Here is a 17,999-nt window from a genome sequence, read left to right on the forward strand (position 1 = left end):
GCTTTGTGGATAAGTTGCAGCCGATCGTGCGCGAGGCGGGCGATGTGGCCCAGCGCACCGGGGTGGAAATCGGCGCCATGACCCTGCGCAATGCCGGCGCCGATGCTGCGGCCGGCTTGCAGCGCGATGAGGTGGCCGAGAGCCTGCGCGAGCTTTCGCAGATGGCTGATGAAGCCCAGGCCGAAAGCCAGGCGATGCAGGCGGCGTTGCAGCAGGTGGTGGATATTCGCCAGGCCACCGATGAAAACGCGCGCACTTCGGCCGAAGTCGGCAGTTTGATCGAGGCGCTGGCGGGGCAGGTGCAGGCGGGCTCTCAGGTCATCGAGCGGCTGGCGCAGCAAAGCGAGCAGATCGAAGTGGTGCTGACCGTGATCCATGGCATCGCCGAACAGACCAACCTGCTGGCGCTCAACGCGGCCATCGAAGCGGCGCGTGCCGGTGAGACCGGACGCGGCTTTGCGGTAGTGGCGGACGAGGTGCGTGCGCTGGCCAGCAAGACCCAAAGCTCAACCGGTGACATCCAGGCGCATATCGTCGCGTTGCAGCAGGGCGCGCGCGAGGCGGTGGAAACCATCGGCAAGGCCGGTCGCCAGGCCAGTGAAGGTTTGCTGGTGTTGCGTGACAGTGTGCGCTTGCAGCAGACGGTGCAGGCCTCGGTGGAGCAAGTGCACGCGGCCATCGGCCTGGCGACGCGCGCGGCCGAGCATCAGGCCCAGGGGGCGCATGCGGTGCGTGGGCGGGTGGAGGTGATCCATGCCCAGGCCGAGCGCGCGGCGCAGGCGGTGGTGGAGACCACGGCCAGTGGCAAGGTGCTGGATGGGTTGGCGGCGCAGCTTAAGGCCAGTCTGGGACAGTTTCGGGCCTAGTGCTGGCCCTATCGGGAGCAAGCCCCTCCCACATTTTGATGTGTGAATACCTTCAAATGTGAGAGGGGGCTTGCTCCCGATAGCGATTTCAGCGGCTCAGATACATCCGAGTCGTCAGCAAATACACCGGCAACCCCGACACCAGAATCAACAACGCCGCATAAGGCGCCGCCGCGGCAAATTCTATATTCGAGGTATGCGCCCACACCGCAGTCGCCAGGGTATTCAGCCCGGTCGGACTGAGCAGCAACGTCGCCGTCAATTCCTTCATCGCATCCAGAAACACCAGCGCAAATGCCGCACCCAATGCCGGGAAAATAATCGGCAGGGTTACCCGGCAGAACGCACTGAACGACGACGCGCCCAGGGTGCGCGCCGCCTCTTCCAGTTGCGGCGCAGCCTTGTTCAGGGCTGTACGAATCGGCGCCTGGGCCAGCGGTAAAAACAGCAGCGCATAAGCGATCAGCAACAGCGCCGAGGTTTGATACAGCACGGGCACATAGTGCAGCGCGAAATACACCAGCGTCAGGGCGATGACCAATCCTGGCAGAGCGTGCAGCAGATAGGGCAGACGCTCGGCCCAGATCGCCAGTCGGCCTTTGTAGCGCACCACCAGCAGCCCAACCGGCACCGCCAGCACCAGGCACAGCGCCGCGCCGCCCAGCGAGAGCGCCAGGGACGACAGCAGCGCCTCGCCAATCTCGGCCAGCGGGAATGCGGCCGACGAACCCACCGCCAGCCAATACCCGAGCATGCCCAGCGGAATGCCGCTGCCGATTACCGCCAACGCCAGGCAATACAGCTGGCCCAACGGCGCCCACTGGCCCAGCTTCACCTGCCCGGCATGCCGCGCCGCGCCCTGGCCGATGCGCACGTGTCGGCCCTTGCCGCGCACACGCAGCTCCAGCCACAGCAGGGTCAGGCACATCACCAGCAGCACCGCCGACAGCATTGCGGCGTTGGCGTTGCTGAACTCCAGTTCGAATTGCTGGTAGATCGCCGTGGTGAAGGTCTGCAGGCCGATGATCGACAGGGCGCCGAACTCCACCAGCATATGCAGCGCGATCAGTAATGCACCGGCCAGCAGGGACGGCCACAGCAAGGGCAGGGTGACGCGCACGAACACGCCCCAGCGATTGTGTCCCAGCGTGCGCGCCGACTCTTCAAGAGACGGATCCAAGTTGCGCAGGGTTGCCGCCACTGGCAGAAACACCAGCGGGTATTTCGACAGCGTCATCACCAGGATCGCCCCGCCGAGCCCTTCGAAATTGGCGCTCAGCGACACCCAGGTAAAGCTGCTGACAAATGCGGGCACCGCAAACGGCAGGCACAGGATCACGCCCCAGATACGCCGTCCCGGCAGGTTGCTGCGTTCGAGCAGCCAGGCCAGGGACAGGCCGATCACGCCGCACGCCACGGTAACGCCGACCATCAGCGCCAAAGTATTGCGCAGCAGGCCGAACACGTAAGGCCGCCACAGCAGGTGCAGCGCCTGCGACCAGCCCGCCTGCCAGGCTTTGAGCCCAACGTAGACCAGCGGCAGCAGGCTCAGGCCAACCAGCAACAGCACGGGCAACAGCAGCCAGATCGACGGACGTTTGCGCCGGGGCATGAACCCCGGCGCCGATAGCGATGGGCTCATCAGTTCAAGCCAACCTCGCGTTCCAGCTCCAGGGCTTCCTCGGCGTTGCCAAGGTCGGCAGGCGTGACTTTCGGCGGTTGCAGCTCAGAGAATGGCTTGAGGCCACGGCTCGATTGCATGCCCTTGCGCAGCGGGTATTCGGCTGAGGTGTTGGTGATCACACGCTGGCCGTCTTCGCTGGCCATGAACGCCAGCAACTGCTGGGCTTCTTTCGGGTGTTTGCTGGATTTGAGTGCGGCTGCCGAGGATACCGTGATCAGGCCGCCCGCATCGCCATCGGTGAAGTAATGCAGCTGCGAGTCCAGGTTGTTTTTCTTTCTTCAAGGCAAACCAGTAGTAGTTGTTCACCAGTACGGTGGCGACTTCGCCATTTTCCACCGCTTTGAGCGCAACCATATTGTTGCTGTACACCTTGCCGAAGGCGCGCAGGCCAGTCAGCCATTCTTCAGCCGCTTCGCGCCCGTGCAGCTTGAGGATTGCCACGGCCTGTTCCTGGAATGCGCCGCTGGTAGGCACGAAGCCGACTTTGCCTTGCCACTCGGGGCCGGCGAAATCCAGCACCGATTTGGGCAGGTCTTTTTCCGCAATCAGTTTCGGATTGAAAGCCACCACACGGGTTCGGGCGGTCACGCCCATCCAGTTGCCCTTGCTGCCCACGTAGTCCTTGGGCAACACGTCGAGGGTGCTGGCGTCGATGTTGGCCAGCAGGCCTTGCTCGCCCAGTTTATTGAGCGGGGGGGATTCTTCGGTGTAGATCACGTCGGCCGGGGAGCGCTCACCTTCTTCGACAATCTGGCTGGCCAGCTGGTTGCTGCTGCCTTTGCGCACGTTGACGTGAATGCCGGTTTTGGCTTCGAAGGCCTTGGCGAGTTCATCGCCGACTTCTTTGTGTTGGCCGTTGTAGAGGGTCAGTGAGACCTTGTCGGCGCTGTGAGCCGAAGGGGAGAGCAGGGTCAGACTGAGTAGAGTGAGAGTCAGGCCACGCAGAAGGGATGTCTTGAGATGGGTAGAGCGGATAGTCATCCGACGGTTTCCTCGCTTGAAAGCAACAAATCTTTGCAAGGATAAACGATAAAACTTCTCAAGTACGGGCGAAGGGTTAATCGCCGGGAAGTTTTCAAACCCCGGAAACGAAAAAACCCGCTTTCGCGGGTTTGATCTGAATTTGGTGCCCAGGAGAAGACTCGAACTTCCACGACCTTGCGATCACCAGCACCTGAAGCTGGCGTGTCTACCAATTTCACCACCTGGGCATTATCAAGCAACGTTGCCGCTGTTGATGGGGCGAACTATACGGCGGGCTTTTTAATCTGTAAACCCCTGGCTCGAAAAATATAAATCAATTTTTCCGTTAAAAATCAAAGGGCTGAAACGAAAAAACCCGCTTTCGCGGGTTTAATCTGAATTTTGGTGCCCAGGAGAAGACTCGAACTTCCACGACCTTGCGATCACCAGCACCTGAAGCTGGCGTGTCTACCAATTTCACCACCTGGGCAGCATCAACCACGTTGCCGTCGTCGATGGCGCGCACTATACGGAGCCGACTTTAAGCTGTAAACCCCAGCCATCAAAAAACTCTGGAAAACTTCGCCAATGGTCGTGCAAGGTGTGCAACCGATGGGACAAAAGGCCTTTTAAGGGCTTGTTGATGCCTGAAATTTCCCGTTTCAATACGCGTATGCCAAACTAACCCCTATATAGACAAGGTGAAAACTCTCTAATGGCCGATTGGCAGTCCCTCGATCCCGAGGCCGCTCGTGAAGCGGAAAAATATGAAAACCCTATTCCTAGCCGCGAACTGATCCTGGCGCACCTCGCCGATCGGGGTTCGCCTGCTAGCCGCGAGCAACTGGTTGAAGAGTTCGGTCTGACCACCGAAGACCAGCTCGAAGCCCTGCGCCGCCGTCTGCGTGCCATGGAGCGCGACGCTCAGTTGATCTACACCCGCCGTGGCACCTACGCGCCCGTGGACAAGCTCGACCTGATCCTGGGCCGCATTGCCGGTCACCGTGACGGCTTCGGCTTCCTGATCCCGGATGACGGCAGCGATGACCTGTTCATGAGCCCTGCGCAAATGCGCCTGGTGTTCGATGGCGACCGTGCCCTGGCACGTGTTTCCGGGCTGGACCGTCGCGGTCGCCGCGAAGGTGTGATTGTCGAAGTGGTGTCCCGCGCCCACGAGTCCATCGTCGGCCGTTACTTCGAAGAAGGCGGCATCGGCTTTGTTGTCCCGGATAACCCCAAGGTCCAGCAGGAAGTGCTGATCACCCCGGGCCGCAATGGCGCCGCCAAGGTCGGCCAGTTTGTCGAGGTGAAAATCACCCACTGGCCAACGGCGCGCTTCCAGCCTCAGGGCGATATCGTTGAAGTGGTCGGCAACTACATGGCGCCGGGCATGGAGATCGACGTTGCGCTGCGCACCTACGATATTCCTCACGTATGGCCCGAAGCGGTCATCAAGGAAGCGCGCAAGCTCAAGCCGGAAGTGGAAGACAAGGACAAAGAGAAGCGCATCGACCTGCGCCATCTGCCGTTCGTCACCATCGATGGCGAAGACGCTCGCGACTTCGACGATGCGGTCTACTGCGAAGCCAAACCCGGCAAACTGCGCCTGTTCTCCGGCGGCTGGAAGCTGTATGTCGCGATTGCCGACGTGTCCAGCTACGTGAAAATCGGCTCTGCGCTGGATAACGAAGCCCAGGTGCGCGGCAACTCCGTGTATTTCCCTGAGCGCGTGATCCCGATGCTGCCCGAGCAGCTGTCCAACGGCCTGTGCTCGCTGAATCCGAAAGTCGACCGTTTGGCCATGGTGTGCGAGATGACCATCTCGAAAACCGGCGAAATGACCGACTACCAGTTCTATGAAGCGGTGATTCACTCCCAGGCGCGCCTGACCTACAACAAGGTCAGCACCATCCTGGAAACACCGAAAACCAGCGAAGCCAAGGCCCTGCGTACCGAGTACGCTGGCGTGGTACCGCACCTCAAGCAGCTCTACGCGCTGTACAAGGTGTTGCTGGGCGCTCGTCATGTGCGTGGCGCGATCGATTTTGAAACCCAGGAAACCCGAATTGTCTTCGGTTCCGAGCGCAAGATCGCCGCAATCACCCCGACCACCCGCAACGATGCGCACAAGCTCATCGAGGAATGCATGCTGGCGGCCAACGTGGCCACTGCTGAATTCCTGAAAAAACACGAAATCCCTGCGCTGTACCGAGTGCATGATGGCCCGCCGCCGGAACGTCTGGAAAAACTGCGCGCGTTCCTCGGTGAGCTTGGTCTGTCTCTGCACAAAGGCAAGGACGGCCCGACGCCGAAGGACTACCAGGCACTGCTGGCCAGCATCAAGGACCGTCCGGATTACCACGTGATCCAGACCGTGATGCTGCGTTCCCTGAGCCAGGCGGTGTACAGCGCCGATAACCAGGGTCACTTCGGCCTCAATTACGAAGCGTACACCCACTTCACGTCGCCGATTCGCCGTTACCCGGACCTGCTCACGCACCGGGCGATCCGCAGCGTGATCCACTCCAGGCAAGACACCCCGCACGTCAAGCGCGCCGGTGCCATGAGCATTCCGAAAGCGCGGATTTATCCGTACGACGAAGCCGCTCTGGAGCAGCTCGGCGAGCAATGCTCCATGAGCGAGCGCCGCGCCGATGAAGCCACACGCGATGTGGTGAACTGGCTCAAGTGCGAGTTCATGAAGGACCGCGTGGGCGAGTCGTTCCCGGGTGTGATCACCGCCGTGACTGGCTTTGGCCTGTTTGTCGAGCTGACCGACATCTACGTCGAGGGCCTGGTGCACGTCACCGCCTTGCCGGGCGACTATTACCACTTCGATCCTGTGCATCACCGCCTGGCGGGCGAGCGCAGCGGTCGCAGCTTCCGTTTGGGCGACACGGTAGAAGTGCAGGTCATGCGCGTCGACCTCGACGAGCGCAAGATCGACTTCGGCATGCCTGACAAGCCGACCGAGCCGGCCGGCCGTAAAAAACGCGGCAGCGACACCACGGCGCCGACCTCGAAAGGCAAAGCGGCTGCCGCAACAGCAGCGACAGAGTCTGCGCCTGCCAAGTCGGGCCGTCGTTCCTCTGCCAAGGACAAGGCCCCGGAAGCCTATCGCCCTAGCGATGCTGCGGCGAAAAACGCTGAGCTGCGCAAGAGCCGCGAGTTGAAGCAGCAGTTGCTCAACGAAGCCAAAAGCGGTGGTAAAGCGGCGTCTGGGGGAAAGTCCCAAACAGCGGAAAAAACCTCGAGCAAGACCAGTAAACACCGTAAAGGCCCGTCCAAGACGGGTTCGGCCCCTGCCAAAAGTAGCGGGTCGCGCAAACCTAAGGCCAAGTCATGAGTCTGGAAAAAATCTACGGCGTCCACGCCGTAGAAGCACTGCTGCGTCACCATCCCAAGCGCGTCAAACAGGTATGGCTGGCCGAAGGGCGCAGCGAGCCACGCGTGCAGGCGCTGGTCGAGCTGGCGACCCAGAATAAAGTCGCCATCGGCCAGGCCGAGCGCCGTGAAATGGATGTGTGGGTCGAAGGTGTGCACCAGGGCGTGGTTGCTGACGTCAGCCCGAGCCAGGTGTGGGGCGAGGCCATGCTCGACGAGTTGCTCGACCGCACCGAAGGTGCGCCGCTGCTGCTGGTGCTGGACGGCGTGACCGACCCGCACAACCTTGGCGCCTGCCTGCGCTCGGCGGATGCCGCCGGCGCCCTGGCGGTGATTGTGCCCAAGGACAAGTCGGCCACCCTGACGCCTGTGGTGCGCAAGGTTGCCTGCGGCGCGGCGGAAGTGATTCCGCTGGTGGCCGTGACCAACCTGGCGCGCACCCTGGAAAAACTCCAGCAGCGCGGCCTGTGGGTTGTGGGCACGGCGGGGGAGGCTGAGGTCAGTATTTATGACCAGGACCTCACTGGCCCGACCATCCTGATCATGGGCGCTGAAGGCAAAGGCATGCGTCGCTTGACTCGTGAGCATTGCGATTACCTGGTGCACCTGCCGATGGCGGGTAGCGTCAGCAGTCTCAACGTGTCGGTTGCGACGGGTGTTTGCCTGTTCGAAGCCCGGCGTCAGCGTGGCGCCAAGGCCAAGACCAAAAAGTAATTTTTGGCCTGGCATGGATGCAAAATGTGGGAGGCGGCTTGCTCCCGATAGCAGTAGGTCAGTGACAGATGATGTTGCTGACCCACCGCAATCGGGAGGCAGCCCCCTCCCACAGTTGTTTTGCGGTGTTTGGAACATTGTTCAAATAATCACCAATCACCTTGCGCCTGTTCCTCCCCTTCTCTACAATTGCGCCCCTTGCCCACCCGGCAGGCACGCATGTGTCTCCCCTGCGGCAAGATCCATAAGTGTCATTCACTCCTTGTCTGACCGTTTTTGAGCGGCAGGCTACAACCCGTAAGGAGCATTCATGCGTCATTACGAAATCATCTTTTTGGTCCACCCGGATCAAAGCGAGCAAGTCGGCGGCATGGTTGAGCGTTACACCAAGCTGATCGAAGAAGACGGCGGCAAAATCCACCGTCTGGAAGATTGGGGCCGTCGTCAACTGGCCTATGCAATCAACAATGTTCACAAGGCTCACTACGTGATGCTGAACGTTGAATGCACCGGCAAGGCCCTGGCCGAGTTGGAAGACAACTTCCGCTACAACGATGCAGTGATCCGTAACCTGGTCATCCGTCGCGAAGAAGCCGTTACCGGCCAATCCGAGATGCTCAAGGCTGAAGAAAACCGCAGTGAGCGCCGTGAGCGTCGCGACCGTCCTGAGCACGAAGGCGCTGATAGCGCTGACAGTGATGACAGCGACAACAGCGATAACGCTGACGAGTAATCCACGGACCTTTTAAGGAGCCTATCAAATGGCACGTTTCTTCCGTCGTCGTAAATTCTGCCGCTTCACCGCTGAAGACGTGAAAGAGATCGATTACAAAGATCTCAACACTCTGAAAGCCTACGTATCCGAGACCGGCAAAATCGTTCCAAGCCGTATCACCGGTACAAAAGCACGTTATCAGCGTCAGCTGGCCACCGCTATCAAGCGCGCCCGCTTCCTGGCCCTGCTGGCCTACACCGACAGCCACGGCCGCTGAGACCGGGCAGTCGACAAGTAGTAAGGGATTGAATGCATGCGCGCCTTAGCTGAGTTCATCATGCGCGGTCGTATGCAGGCCACTCTGGTAGTGGCCGGCTGTGCGGCATTGCCGTTGTTGTATTGGTTGGGTGCTGCCGCCGGATGCCTTGTGCTCCTGCGGCGCGGTTTGCAGGATGCCATTGGCGTCCTGGCCCTGGGATTGTTGGCCGGCCTTGTCTGGTGGCTGCAATTGGGCGAACCCAAGGTGCTTATGGTGCTGTTGGGTTCGTCAAGCCTTGCGCTGGTTTTGCGCGCAAGTGAGTCCTGGGTCCGCACGCTGCTGGTCAGCGTGGCAGTGGGGTTGGTGTATTCAGTGTTGCTCGGCGCGGCTTTCCACCCGCAAATCGAGGCGCTGGCGCAAGAGATCGTCAAGGTCCTGCCGTCGGCTCTCGGGGAGCTCTACCAGCAATTGTCGGTAGACGAGCGAGCGCGTCTCGCAGCATTGATAGCACCGGCCCTGATCGGCCTGATGGCGGTGGTGTTGCAGGTCGTCAGCCTGCTGAGCCTGATGCTTGGGCGTTATTGGCAGGCGTTGTTGTACAACCCGGGTGGTTTTGGTCGCGAGTTTCGCAGCATCAGAATCCCTGCGGGCCCGGCGATGTTGCTGCTGGCATGCATGGTGGTCGGACCGAACTTCGGTCCACAGGCAGCCCTGTTATTGCTGTTTTGCAGCGTACCGCTGGTGTTTTCCGGGCTGGCCCTGATTCATGGGCTAGTGGCGCAGAAGCGCCTGGCCAGGTTCTGGCTGGTGGGGTTGTACGTGACGCTGGTGCTGTTCATGCAGCTGATTTATCCGTTACTCGTGGTTTTGGCCATTGTCGACGGCCTGATTGATTTTCGCGGTCGTCTGGCGCCGAAAGACGCCGATAACGCGAACGGTGAAGGTTAAAAGTTAGAGGATTTTCACATGCAACTGATCCTTCTGGAAAAAGTCGCCAACCTGGGCAACCTGGGCGACAAAGTAAATGTTAAGGCCGGTTACGGTCGTAACTACCTGCTGCCATACGGCAAAGCCACCGCTGCAACCGCTGCCAACCTGGCTGCGTTTGAAGAGCGTCGTGCCGAGCTGGAAAAAGCCGCAGCAGACAAAAAAGCGTCGGCCGAAACTCGCGCTGCCCAACTGGCTGAGCTGGAAGTGACTATCACTGCCACTGCCGGTGACGAAGGCAAGCTGTTCGGTTCGATCGGCACCCACGACATCGCTGATGCACTGACCGCCTCCGGCGTTGAAGTGCAGAAGAGCGAAGTTCGTCTGCCGAACGGCACCATCCGCAACGTAGGCGAATTCGACGTAGCCGTGCACCTGCACGCCGAAGTTGAAGCCACCGTACGCGTTGTCGTGGTAGCAGCTTAAGCAGCACCTAACTGGGTGGCACCTCGCGTGCCAGCCGGTTAACATCGGGCACGATCCTGTTTACAGGTCGTGCCTTTTGTTTTTCTACACTCCCCAAATTCCAAGTGGCCATGAACGATATTTCAGCTCCCGAGCAATACGATCTGCAAACCGCTGCCCTTAAGGTGCCGCCGCATTCCATCGAGGCCGAACAGGCCGTGCTCGGTGGCCTGATGCTGGACAACAACGCCTGGGAACGCGTGCTGGATCAAGTCTCGGACGGTGATTTCTATCGGCATGACCACCGCCTGATCTTCCGCGCCATCGCCAAACTGGCCGACCTGAACTCACCGATTGATGTGGTGACCCTGGCCGAGCAACTGGACAAGGAAGGCCAGACCTCCCAGGTTGGCGGCCTGGGTTACCTCGGTGAACTGGCGAAAAACACGCCGTCCGTCGCCAACATCAAGGCCTATGCGCAGATCGTTCGCGCCCGGGCCACCTTGCGCCAGTTGATCGGCATCGCCACCGAAATCGCCGACAGCGCCTTCAACCCCGAAGGCCGCACCGCCGAAGAAATCCTCGACGAGGCCGAACGGCAGATTTTCCAGATCGCCGAAGCGCGCCCCAAGACCGGCGGCCCGGTGGGCGTCAACGAGTTGTTGACCAAGGCCATCGACCGTATCGACACCCTGTTCAACACCGACAACGCCATCACCGGCCTGTCCACCGGCTATACCGACCTTGACGGCATGACCAGCGGCTTGCAGCCGGCGGACTTGATCATCGTGGCCGGCCGTCCGTCCATGGGCAAAACCACCTTCGCCATGAACCTGGTGGAAAACGCCGTGTTGCGCAGCGACAAGAGCGTGCTGGTGTACTCCCTGGAGATGCCAGGCGAATCGCTGATCATGCGGATGCTCTCGTCCCTGGGCCGTATCGACCAGACCAAAGTGCGTGCCGGCCGCCTGGAAGACGACGACTGGCCGCGCCTGACCTCGGCGGTCAACCTGCTCAACGACCGCAAACTGTTCATCGATGACACCGCCGGCATCAGTCCCTCGGAAATGCGCGCGCGCACCCGACGCCTGGTGCGTGAGCACGGCGACGTGGCGCTGATCATGATCGACTACCTGCAGCTCATGCAGATTCCGGGCTCCGGCGGCGACAACCGTACCAACGAGATCTCCGAGATTTCCCGCTCCCTGAAAGCCCTGGCCAAGGAATTCAACTGCCCGGTGGTGGCGCTGTCCCAGCTCAACCGTTCCCTGGAACAACGCCCGAACAAACGCCCGATCAACTCCGACCTGCGTGAATCCGGAGCGATCGAGCAGGATGCCGACGTGATCATGTTCGTCTACCGCGATGAGGTGTATCACCCTGAAACCGAACACAAGGGCATCGCCGAAATCATCATCGGCAAGCAGCGTAACGGCCCTATCGGTACGACGCGGCTGGCCTTTATCGGTAAATACACGCGCTTCGAAAACCTTGCGCCGGGCAGTTACAACTTCGACGACGAGTAATCACCCCGGCGGCAATGGGAACAGTTGCCTGACGGCGGCTTCACTGTATTGATAGTTCCAGCGCAGTTCGGCGCCTGCGGGGACATTCTCGCTGGCAAACATGGCGGTCAGAATAATTTGTTCCTGTGGCGCATCGCCGACCTGGGTATTCACCCGAAAGTGCGCGGCTTCAACGTTGTAGCCCGTACTGGCCTGCCGCACCGGATGACCTGCCTCGTATTCGAAAATCGTGTTTATCCTCGACAGCATGTTGTCGCCCGACAGGATCGGTTGAGTGTTGACGGCGTAAGGGGAGGCGGGCCGGACTTCTTTGATGGCCATCAGATACGGGTCATGCCGAGCGTGCGCAACGTACAAAGGCAGCAATTCCCCACCATACACGCCCAGGGCTTCGCCTTTCTTGATCGGTTTGCGGGTAATGACGGTGGCCTGCCCAGTCAGCGCAGATTCCTGCGCAAACTTCTGATGCGCCGCTGTGAAAGGCGTCACCTCGAGCTTGTCCTCATACAGGCGCGCGACGTTTTCATAACCTTCCCACTGGATATAAGGCCGGATCGACGCGCTGGCGAATACCACGTCGGACGTCAGCGACTTCCCCTGGATTTGCAGATGCCGGATCCGCATGGGCTGACCTGTCTGGTCACGTAACGGATACCGACCGTTGTTGGCTCGGTCGTAGATGCACCGGTAGTTCCAGCTGTGCTGATAGCCTCGCTCGCTGCGCATGCTGTTCAGTTCGTGGGCTGTGTAAGCCGGCTGCACGCTGTCCCCTTCGGCTGATCCGTAATCGCTGGAAGACGGCATCGACTCAAACTCGTCGCTGGACTCCATGCCTTGAAGTGACGGTGCAGGTGACCCTCCGCCGCCGAGCAGTGACCCAGTGGCTTGATCAGTTTCCCAGCCCCCTCCGGTTTTTTGACGAACGTAGGGCTGATAGGCGCGGAAACGATTGCGGGCATCGATCAGTCGCCACCCCTGAGGGTCGGCTTTGACTTCGTAATACTTTTGCTGGTCCTGAAGGTAGTAGCGATAACTGCCGTCTGAAGCGGGACGGCTGTGATGAATGCCGTCCGCGCGCGATGTCAGTCCGGTCGGAGGGCTTATTTGTGCAAATGATGGATCAAGTGGCAAGCCTGGCTCCGTAGGTGCTGGCCTCGAAAGCATGTGACCCCGATAAGGCGGGGCAGGCCCGGCGATCAGCGACGCGCCGGTCTTGTGCAGCGCGGCTTCGAGGGAAGTGGCGTTCGCCCGGGTCAAGAGCGCAGTGCGTTCGGAGTCGGTGAGCGTGCCCTCGATAGCGCCAAGCAGGTCGGTCGGTGCAGCGGGTTGTTCTGCGTACAGCTCACCTTCACGAACCAGTACGTGGCTGGTGGTGCTGTCCGCCTCACCGATGCTGCCCAGCAACGGGCCGTCGGGACTGGCGTCGTGTACGCTGATTTTTCGTGACGTTGGCCAGCCGGGCATTTGCTCCAGTGCATAGAGAACCAATGGCACGCTCTCGGGGCTGCGCCTGGCGTCGAGAAAAAAGCCTGCCTGCAAGCGGGCTGCCCGAGCCGCGTCGCTATAGACCTTCGCCTCCATTTCCAGGGGCGGCGGCAAGCTTTTTTCCATCATCGTGATCGCTGTCTCACCGGGCTCGTCGAGCAAGGAAAGCAGCCGCTGTTTTTTACGCGGAACCTCATCCGCCAAGCGTGCTGCCAGATTTTCGACTTTGGTTAAATAGTCGACATAGAACCTTGGCAGCAGTTTGTTGAATTCGAGCTGTGGCATCTGCTCTTCCAGCGCATGCAGCAGTTCTCCCTTTCTGAAGCGCGCTTCGCTGATTTTTATTTCGACTGGTCCGGTGCCGTGGCTCATCACGACCTGTTGTTGTTCGCCGACAACTTTCAACACATGGTTGGCCGGCCATTCAGGCAGCGAGGTAAGCAGGTGGAATTGAATCTGTGGTGAACAGGGCGTCACCGATGTGCCCTCGGCGCGCTCCAGGTTGAAGTCGGTCAGCTCCTGGTCCAGGTTGAAGTCCCTGACCGTATCGAGCAGCAGGGACGGCGGGCGCTGCATATCCCGGTGGACTTCACGCAGTTGGGTCTTGTCCAGGCCGCTGAGCAGGAGGATGGGCTCAACCTTGGGCAGGGTGATAGTCGCGGCGTCAGGCCCAAGGCGCTTGATCAGTTTGAGGTCGTCCCAGTCCTCCGGTGTTTCATGGGCGTGGCGCCAACCGCCTGCGCCATTGCTCAGGAGGGTGGGTTGGTAGGCGTGCGGGTCGGTGGGGTGTGACAGCTCCCATTGCTGGCCATCGGCGGCGCGCTGTATGGCGTGGGCGTGGTTGTCCAGTTTCAGGTAGTGCTGCTGCCCATCCTTGTAAATGCCCTGTTTATCGGCCACTAGATGATTGGGCAAGGCTTCGTGATGGCGGTAGGGTTTGAGGTCGCTGTTCCAAAAGCGCCAGCCTTTGTTGCGCACCTTGACCTTGACCAGCCGGGCGCCGAAGCCGACGGTGCGCACCGCGCCCGCCGTGGCCACCGCCAGAGCGGCGGTGTCCACCAGGTCGAGCAAGTCATTCAAGGCTTCATCGCTGTCGCCACGGCTCCAGGCCGCGAACCCTTCATACACGGTGCCGATCACCTGTGCAGCGGTGACGACCAGCAACACTTCGCCCACCACGGGAATGAAAGACGCTGCAAAAAACAGCGCGGACTTGCCCAGGTCGATCCAGCCCTGCAGGCGTTTTTGCCGGCTGATCAGATCGACGTCGGCGGTGGGCACGGCCACGATGCGTGCATCGCTTTTGATCTGGTCGATTCGCTGCCGGGCAATGGCGTTGAAAAGGTCGCCTTCAACCGCTGTGAGGCTGATGGCCGCCTTGAGTTTGGCTGGCAGCTTTTTCTGCAGGGCGGGCACTTCGGAATGGCGAAGGCGGGCCGCAGTAACTTCCAGCAGATTGCCTTGATGCTGCAACGGCACCAAGTGTTTGAAGAAGGCCTGGTAATCCGGTTTCAGCAGGCGCGTCGCCAGCTGTGCCACAAGCTCATCCAGGGAGGCGTGTTGACGCAGCGCTGCGTGCGGGTCCTCGGGTGTGTAGAGCAGGAACGGGATACCGATGCTCTGGGCCTTGATCACCAAAACACTGGGCAGTACCACCTCATTGAGGGTCAGGTGATTGCAGGTTATCTCCAGGTGTTTTCCCGCTTCCTGAAGGACCTGCAATTGCAAATGCTGGCGAGCCATTATCTCCTGGCGCATGTTGCTGCTGTGCAGTGCAACGCCGAAGGCATGCTGCGTCTGGGCCCTGAATATCCCCCGGACCTTGTCGGCAGACGCAGGCTCAAGGGCATCGCTGATGTGTTTTAGATACTGGCCGCCGATATCCAGCTCGCGACAAAAGCGTGCGAACGTGGTCGCGCAAACCGCACTCGGCACCTCTCCCGAGTCAGTCGGATTGAAAATCGCCGTACCGATCTCCATGCCTCCCGCCTCTGCCTCCGAGGCTTCGAAGTTCTGCAACGCAGCCTCCAGGAGCGTCTGCCGGGTGGTTTTTGCGTGGTTCTTGATCAGGCCCAGCAGGTGATGATTCTTCCACTCGCGGGACAGGATGGCGTCTTCGTTCGTAACGAGGCCAAAGAACCAGGACCGAATTTTCTCGCGCAACAGCTTGCGTGCAAACGCTTCCGGGCTTTGTATTGCATCGAGCAGGGCGTCAAGGTCGTGCCTGGCCTGGTTGCTGCTGATCAGGCTGCTGCGAAAACTCTGGCGCAACTGCTCGGGGGCTTCGCTCAGCCAGGAGGGCAACTGATTCTTGATGAAGTCCAGGTGGGGCGTCAGGGGCGAGGCGGGTGTGTGGATTGCCGAAACGTGTTGGGTCATGGAGCGAGCCCTCATGGGCTGTGGTTGATCGCTCTCAGGCTATCTATGATTTTTTTGACGCGGGCCTAGCCCTGTAGCCCCAGTTGGGGTGTTCATGGAAAAGCCGACCACTGTCGTCGGAATTGGTCAAAATTTGTGCTATATTCCGCGCCCGCGATTTTTCATCTCAACACCGGTTATCGTCATGCAAACAGCCAAGCCGTTATTTGACTATCCCAAGTACTGGGCCGAATGTTTCGGTCCTGCGCCATTCCTGCCGATGAGCAGGGAGGAGATGGATCAGCTTGGCTGGGATTCGTGCGACATCATCATCGTCACCGGTGATGCGTACGTGGACCACCCGTCCTTCGGCATGGCGATCATTGGCCGGCTGCTGGAGTCCCAGGGCTTTCGCGTGGGGATCATTGCCCAGCCCAACTGGCAGTCCAAAGACGACTTCATGAAGCTCGGCGAGCCGAACCTGTTCTTCGGCGTCGCGGCCGGCAACATGGACTCCATGATCAACCGCTACACCGCCGACAAGAAAATCCGCTCCGACGACGCCTACACCCCCGGCGGCATGGCCGGCAAACGCCCGGACCGCGCGAGCCTGGTGTACAGCCAGCGCTGCAAGGAAGCCTACAAGCATGTGCCGATCGTGCTCGGCGGCATCGAAGCCTCCCTGCGCCGCATCGCCCACTACGACTACTGGCAGGACCGCGTGCGCAACTCGATCCTGATCGACGCCGCCGCCGATATCCTGCTGTACGGCAACGCCGAGCGGGCCATCGTCGAAGTGGCTCAGCGCCTGTCGTGGGGCCACAAGATCGAAGACATCACCGACGTGCGCGGCACCGCGTTCATTCGCCGCGACACCCCGGCCGGCTGGTACGAGGTGGATTCCACGCGCATTGACCGGCCGGGCAAGGTCGACAAGATCATCAACCCGTACGTCAACACCCAGGACACCCAGGCCTGCGCCATCGAGCAGGAAAAGGGGCCGTTTGAAGACCCGGAAGAGGCCAAGGTCGTACAGATCCTGGCCAGCCCGCGCATGACCCGCGACAAGACCGTGATCCGCCTGCCCTCGGTGGAAAAAGTCCGTGGCGACGCGGTGCTCTACGCTCACGCCAACCGGGTGCTGCACCTGGAAACCAACCCAGGCAACGCCCGCGCCCTGGTGCAAAAGCACGGTGAAGTGGACGTGTGGTTCAACCCACCGCCCATCCCGATGACCACCGAAGAAATGGACTACGTGTTCGGCATGCCTTACGCACGTGTGCCGCACCCGGCGTACGGCAAGGAAAAGATCCCGGCCTACGACATGATCCGCTTCTCGGTGAACATCATGCGCGGCTGCTTCGGCGGCTGTACTTTCTGCTCGATCACCGAGCACGAAGGCCGCATCATCCAGAACCGCTCCGAAGAGTCGATCATTCGCGAGATCGAAGAGATCCGCGACAAAGTGCCGGGCTTTACCGGTGTGATCTCCGACCTCGGTGGCCCCACCGCGAACATGTACCGCATCGCCTGCAAGAGCCCGGAGATCGAATCCGCGTGCCGCAAGCCGTCCTGCGTGTTCCCCGGTATCTGCCCGAACCTGAACACCGACCACTCCTCCTTGATCCAGCTGTACCGCAGCGCCCGTGCGTTGCCGGGTGTGAAGAAGATCCTGATCGCTTCCGGCCTGCGCTACGACCTGGCCGTGGAATCGCCGGAATACGTGAAAGAGCTGGTCACCCACCACGTCGGTGGCTACCTCAAGATCGCCCCGGAACACACCGAGGAAGGTCCGCTCAACCAGATGATGAAACCGGGCATCGGCAGCTATGACAAGTTCAAGCGCATGTTCGAGAAGTACACCAAGGAAGCGGGCAAGGAGCAGTACCTGATCCCGTACTTCATCGCCGCCCACCCCGGCACCACCGATGAAGACATGATGAACCTGGCCCTGTGGCTCAAGGGCAATGGCTTCCGCGCCGACCAGGTGCAGGCGTTCTACCCCTCGCCGATGGCCACCGCCACCGCGATGTACCACTCGGGCAAGAACCCGCTGCGCAAGGTCACCTACAAGAGTGACGCGGTGACCATCGTCAAGAGCGAAGAACAGCGCCGTCTGCACAAGGCTTTCCTGCGCTACCACGACCCGAAGGGCTGGCCGATGCTGCGTGAAGCCTTGACCCGCATGGGCCGCGCCGACCTGATCGGGCCGGGCAAGGAACAATTGATTCCGTTGCACCAGCCGAGCACCGACAGCTACCAGAGCGCCCGGCGCAAGAACTCGACGCCGGCCGGTAGCCACAAGGTCGCCAAGGAAACCACGACCAAAATCCTCACCCAGCACACCGGCCTGCCGCCCCGTGGCAGCGACGGCAGCAACCCGTGGGACAAGCGCGAACAGGCCAAGGCTGCCGCGCAAGCGCGCAACAAACAGGCGGCCAAGGAGCGCACGGATGCCGCGAAGGGCAAAGGCGGCAAGCCAATGCGCAAGCCGGTAGTGCCGCGTTGATCGCAGCCTGAAATACCCAAAACGAGCCGCCGCTACCTCACGCGCCATGCTCATGAAGCCGCTTTTAAGTAGCGGCAGACTGCGTTTTCACACAGTCTGCTTAAGGGCTAGCGTTTTGCTTTCTAGGCGCTGGGTAGTCTGTTT

General features: G+C 60.6%; 11 protein-coding genes, 2 tRNA genes and 1 pseudogene. 9 read left to right on the forward strand and 5 right to left on the reverse strand.

Annotated elements, in window-relative coordinates; all coding sequences use genetic code 11:
* Positions 1–161: 161 nt before the first annotated feature.
* Positions 162–866, forward strand: a complete 705-nt coding sequence (locus VRB54_RS24450) for a methyl-accepting chemotaxis protein (RefSeq protein ID WP_416195188.1) — start codon at positions 162–164, stop codon at positions 864–866.
* A gap of 88 nt (positions 867–954) precedes the next feature.
* On the opposite strand, the gene VRB54_RS02385 is transcribed toward VRB54_RS24450, so the two are convergent.
* The 4 genes and pseudogenes from VRB54_RS02385 to VRB54_RS02400 form a co-directional block, all read right to left on the reverse strand.
* Positions 955–2,508 carry an iron ABC transporter permease gene (locus VRB54_RS02385; RefSeq protein ID WP_338479387.1) on the reverse strand — a complete coding sequence of 518 codons (1,554 nt, stop codon included), beginning with the start codon at positions 2,506–2,508 and terminating at the stop codon, positions 955–957.
* Positions 2,508–3,531 (reverse strand): annotated as a pseudogene (locus VRB54_RS02390) (extracellular solute-binding protein). Before VRB54_RS02390 ends, VRB54_RS02385 begins: the two are co-directional and overlap by 1 nt.
* A 143-nt stretch (positions 3,532–3,674) precedes the next feature.
* A tRNA-Leu gene (locus tag VRB54_RS02395) sits at positions 3,675–3,761 on the reverse strand.
* Positions 3,762–3,916: 155 nt separating this feature from the next.
* Positions 3,917–4,003: transfer RNA gene (locus VRB54_RS02400), tRNA-Leu, on the reverse strand.
* Positions 4,004–4,228: 225 nt separating this feature from the next.
* Between VRB54_RS02400 and rnr the strand changes: the two genes are divergently transcribed.
* From rnr to dnaB, 7 genes are all read left to right on the forward strand, one after another.
* Positions 4,229–6,859, forward strand: coding sequence for a ribonuclease R (rnr, locus tag VRB54_RS02405; protein ID WP_338479388.1), 2,631 nt, complete (start codon positions 4,229–4,231; stop codon positions 6,857–6,859).
* Positions 6,856–7,611, forward strand: coding sequence for a 23S rRNA (guanosine(2251)-2'-O)-methyltransferase RlmB (gene rlmB, locus VRB54_RS02410; protein WP_012721924.1), 756 nt, complete (start codon positions 6,856–6,858; stop codon positions 7,609–7,611). Before rnr ends, rlmB begins: the two co-directional genes overlap by 4 nt.
* 310 nt (positions 7,612–7,921) lie before the next feature.
* A complete protein-coding gene (rpsF, locus tag VRB54_RS02415; protein WP_003236224.1) occupies positions 7,922–8,344 on the forward strand; it encodes a 30S ribosomal protein S6 in 423 nt (140 codons plus the stop codon).
* A gap of 28 nt (positions 8,345–8,372) precedes the next feature.
* Complete coding sequence (gene rpsR / locus VRB54_RS02420; RefSeq protein WP_002551829.1) at positions 8,373–8,603, forward strand: 30S ribosomal protein S18; 231 nt, start codon at positions 8,373–8,375, stop codon at positions 8,601–8,603.
* 36 nt (positions 8,604–8,639) lie between these two features.
* Positions 8,640–9,533, forward strand: coding sequence for a hypothetical protein (locus VRB54_RS02425; protein ID WP_231422392.1), 894 nt, complete (start codon positions 8,640–8,642; stop codon positions 9,531–9,533).
* A gap of 18 nt (positions 9,534–9,551) precedes the next feature.
* Positions 9,552–9,998, forward strand: coding sequence for a 50S ribosomal protein L9 (gene rplI / locus VRB54_RS02430; RefSeq protein WP_003171376.1), 447 nt, complete (start codon positions 9,552–9,554; stop codon positions 9,996–9,998).
* A 110-nt stretch (positions 9,999–10,108) separates the two neighbouring features.
* Positions 10,109–11,503, forward strand: coding sequence for a replicative DNA helicase (gene dnaB, locus VRB54_RS02435; protein ID WP_003236220.1), 1,395 nt, complete (start codon positions 10,109–10,111; stop codon positions 11,501–11,503).
* Here dnaB and VRB54_RS02440 read toward each other — a convergent pair whose 3' ends face one another.
* Positions 11,504–15,382, reverse strand: coding sequence for a dermonecrotic toxin domain-containing protein (locus VRB54_RS02440; RefSeq protein ID WP_338479389.1), 3,879 nt, complete (start codon positions 15,380–15,382; stop codon positions 11,504–11,506).
* A gap of 169 nt (positions 15,383–15,551) precedes the next feature.
* Here VRB54_RS02440 and VRB54_RS02445 point away from each other — a divergent pair, with 169 nt between their 5' ends.
* Positions 15,552–17,855 (forward strand): YgiQ family radical SAM protein, encoded by a 2,304-nt coding sequence (locus VRB54_RS02445; RefSeq protein ID WP_338479390.1) that lies wholly within the window; start codon positions 15,552–15,554, stop codon positions 17,853–17,855.
* The last annotated feature ends 144 nt before the right edge of the window (positions 17,856–17,999 follow it).

The organism is Pseudomonas trivialis, from assembly GCF_036864995.1.
GTDB lineage: Bacteria > Pseudomonadota > Gammaproteobacteria > Pseudomonadales > Pseudomonadaceae > Aquipseudomonas > Aquipseudomonas trivialis.

Excerpts from the sequence above, each read along its gene's own strand:
- VRB54_RS24450 (WP_416195188.1), top strand. The coding sequence starts at position 162 with ATGGCTGATGAAGCCCAGGCCGAAAGCCAGGCGATGCAGGCGGCGTTG.
- VRB54_RS02385 (WP_338479387.1), bottom strand. The coding sequence starts at position 2,508 with ATGAGCCCATCGCTATCGGCGCCGGGGTTCATGCCCCGGCGCAAACGT.
- rnr (WP_338479388.1), top strand. The coding sequence starts at position 4,229 with ATGGCCGATTGGCAGTCCCTCGATCCCGAGGCCGCTCGTGAAGCGGAA.
- rlmB (WP_012721924.1), top strand. The coding sequence starts at position 6,856 with ATGAGTCTGGAAAAAATCTACGGCGTCCACGCCGTAGAAGCACTGCTG.
- rpsF (WP_003236224.1), top strand. The coding sequence starts at position 7,922 with ATGCGTCATTACGAAATCATCTTTTTGGTCCACCCGGATCAAAGCGAG.
- rpsR (WP_002551829.1), top strand. The coding sequence starts at position 8,373 with ATGGCACGTTTCTTCCGTCGTCGTAAATTCTGCCGCTTCACCGCTGAA.
- VRB54_RS02425 (WP_231422392.1), top strand. The coding sequence starts at position 8,640 with ATGCGCGCCTTAGCTGAGTTCATCATGCGCGGTCGTATGCAGGCCACT.
- rplI (WP_003171376.1), top strand. The coding sequence starts at position 9,552 with ATGCAACTGATCCTTCTGGAAAAAGTCGCCAACCTGGGCAACCTGGGC.
- dnaB (WP_003236220.1), top strand. The coding sequence starts at position 10,109 with ATGAACGATATTTCAGCTCCCGAGCAATACGATCTGCAAACCGCTGCC.
- VRB54_RS02440 (WP_338479389.1), bottom strand. The coding sequence starts at position 15,382 with ATGAGGGCTCGCTCCATGACCCAACACGTTTCGGCAATCCACACACCC.
- VRB54_RS02445 (WP_338479390.1), top strand. The coding sequence starts at position 15,552 with ATGCAAACAGCCAAGCCGTTATTTGACTATCCCAAGTACTGGGCCGAA.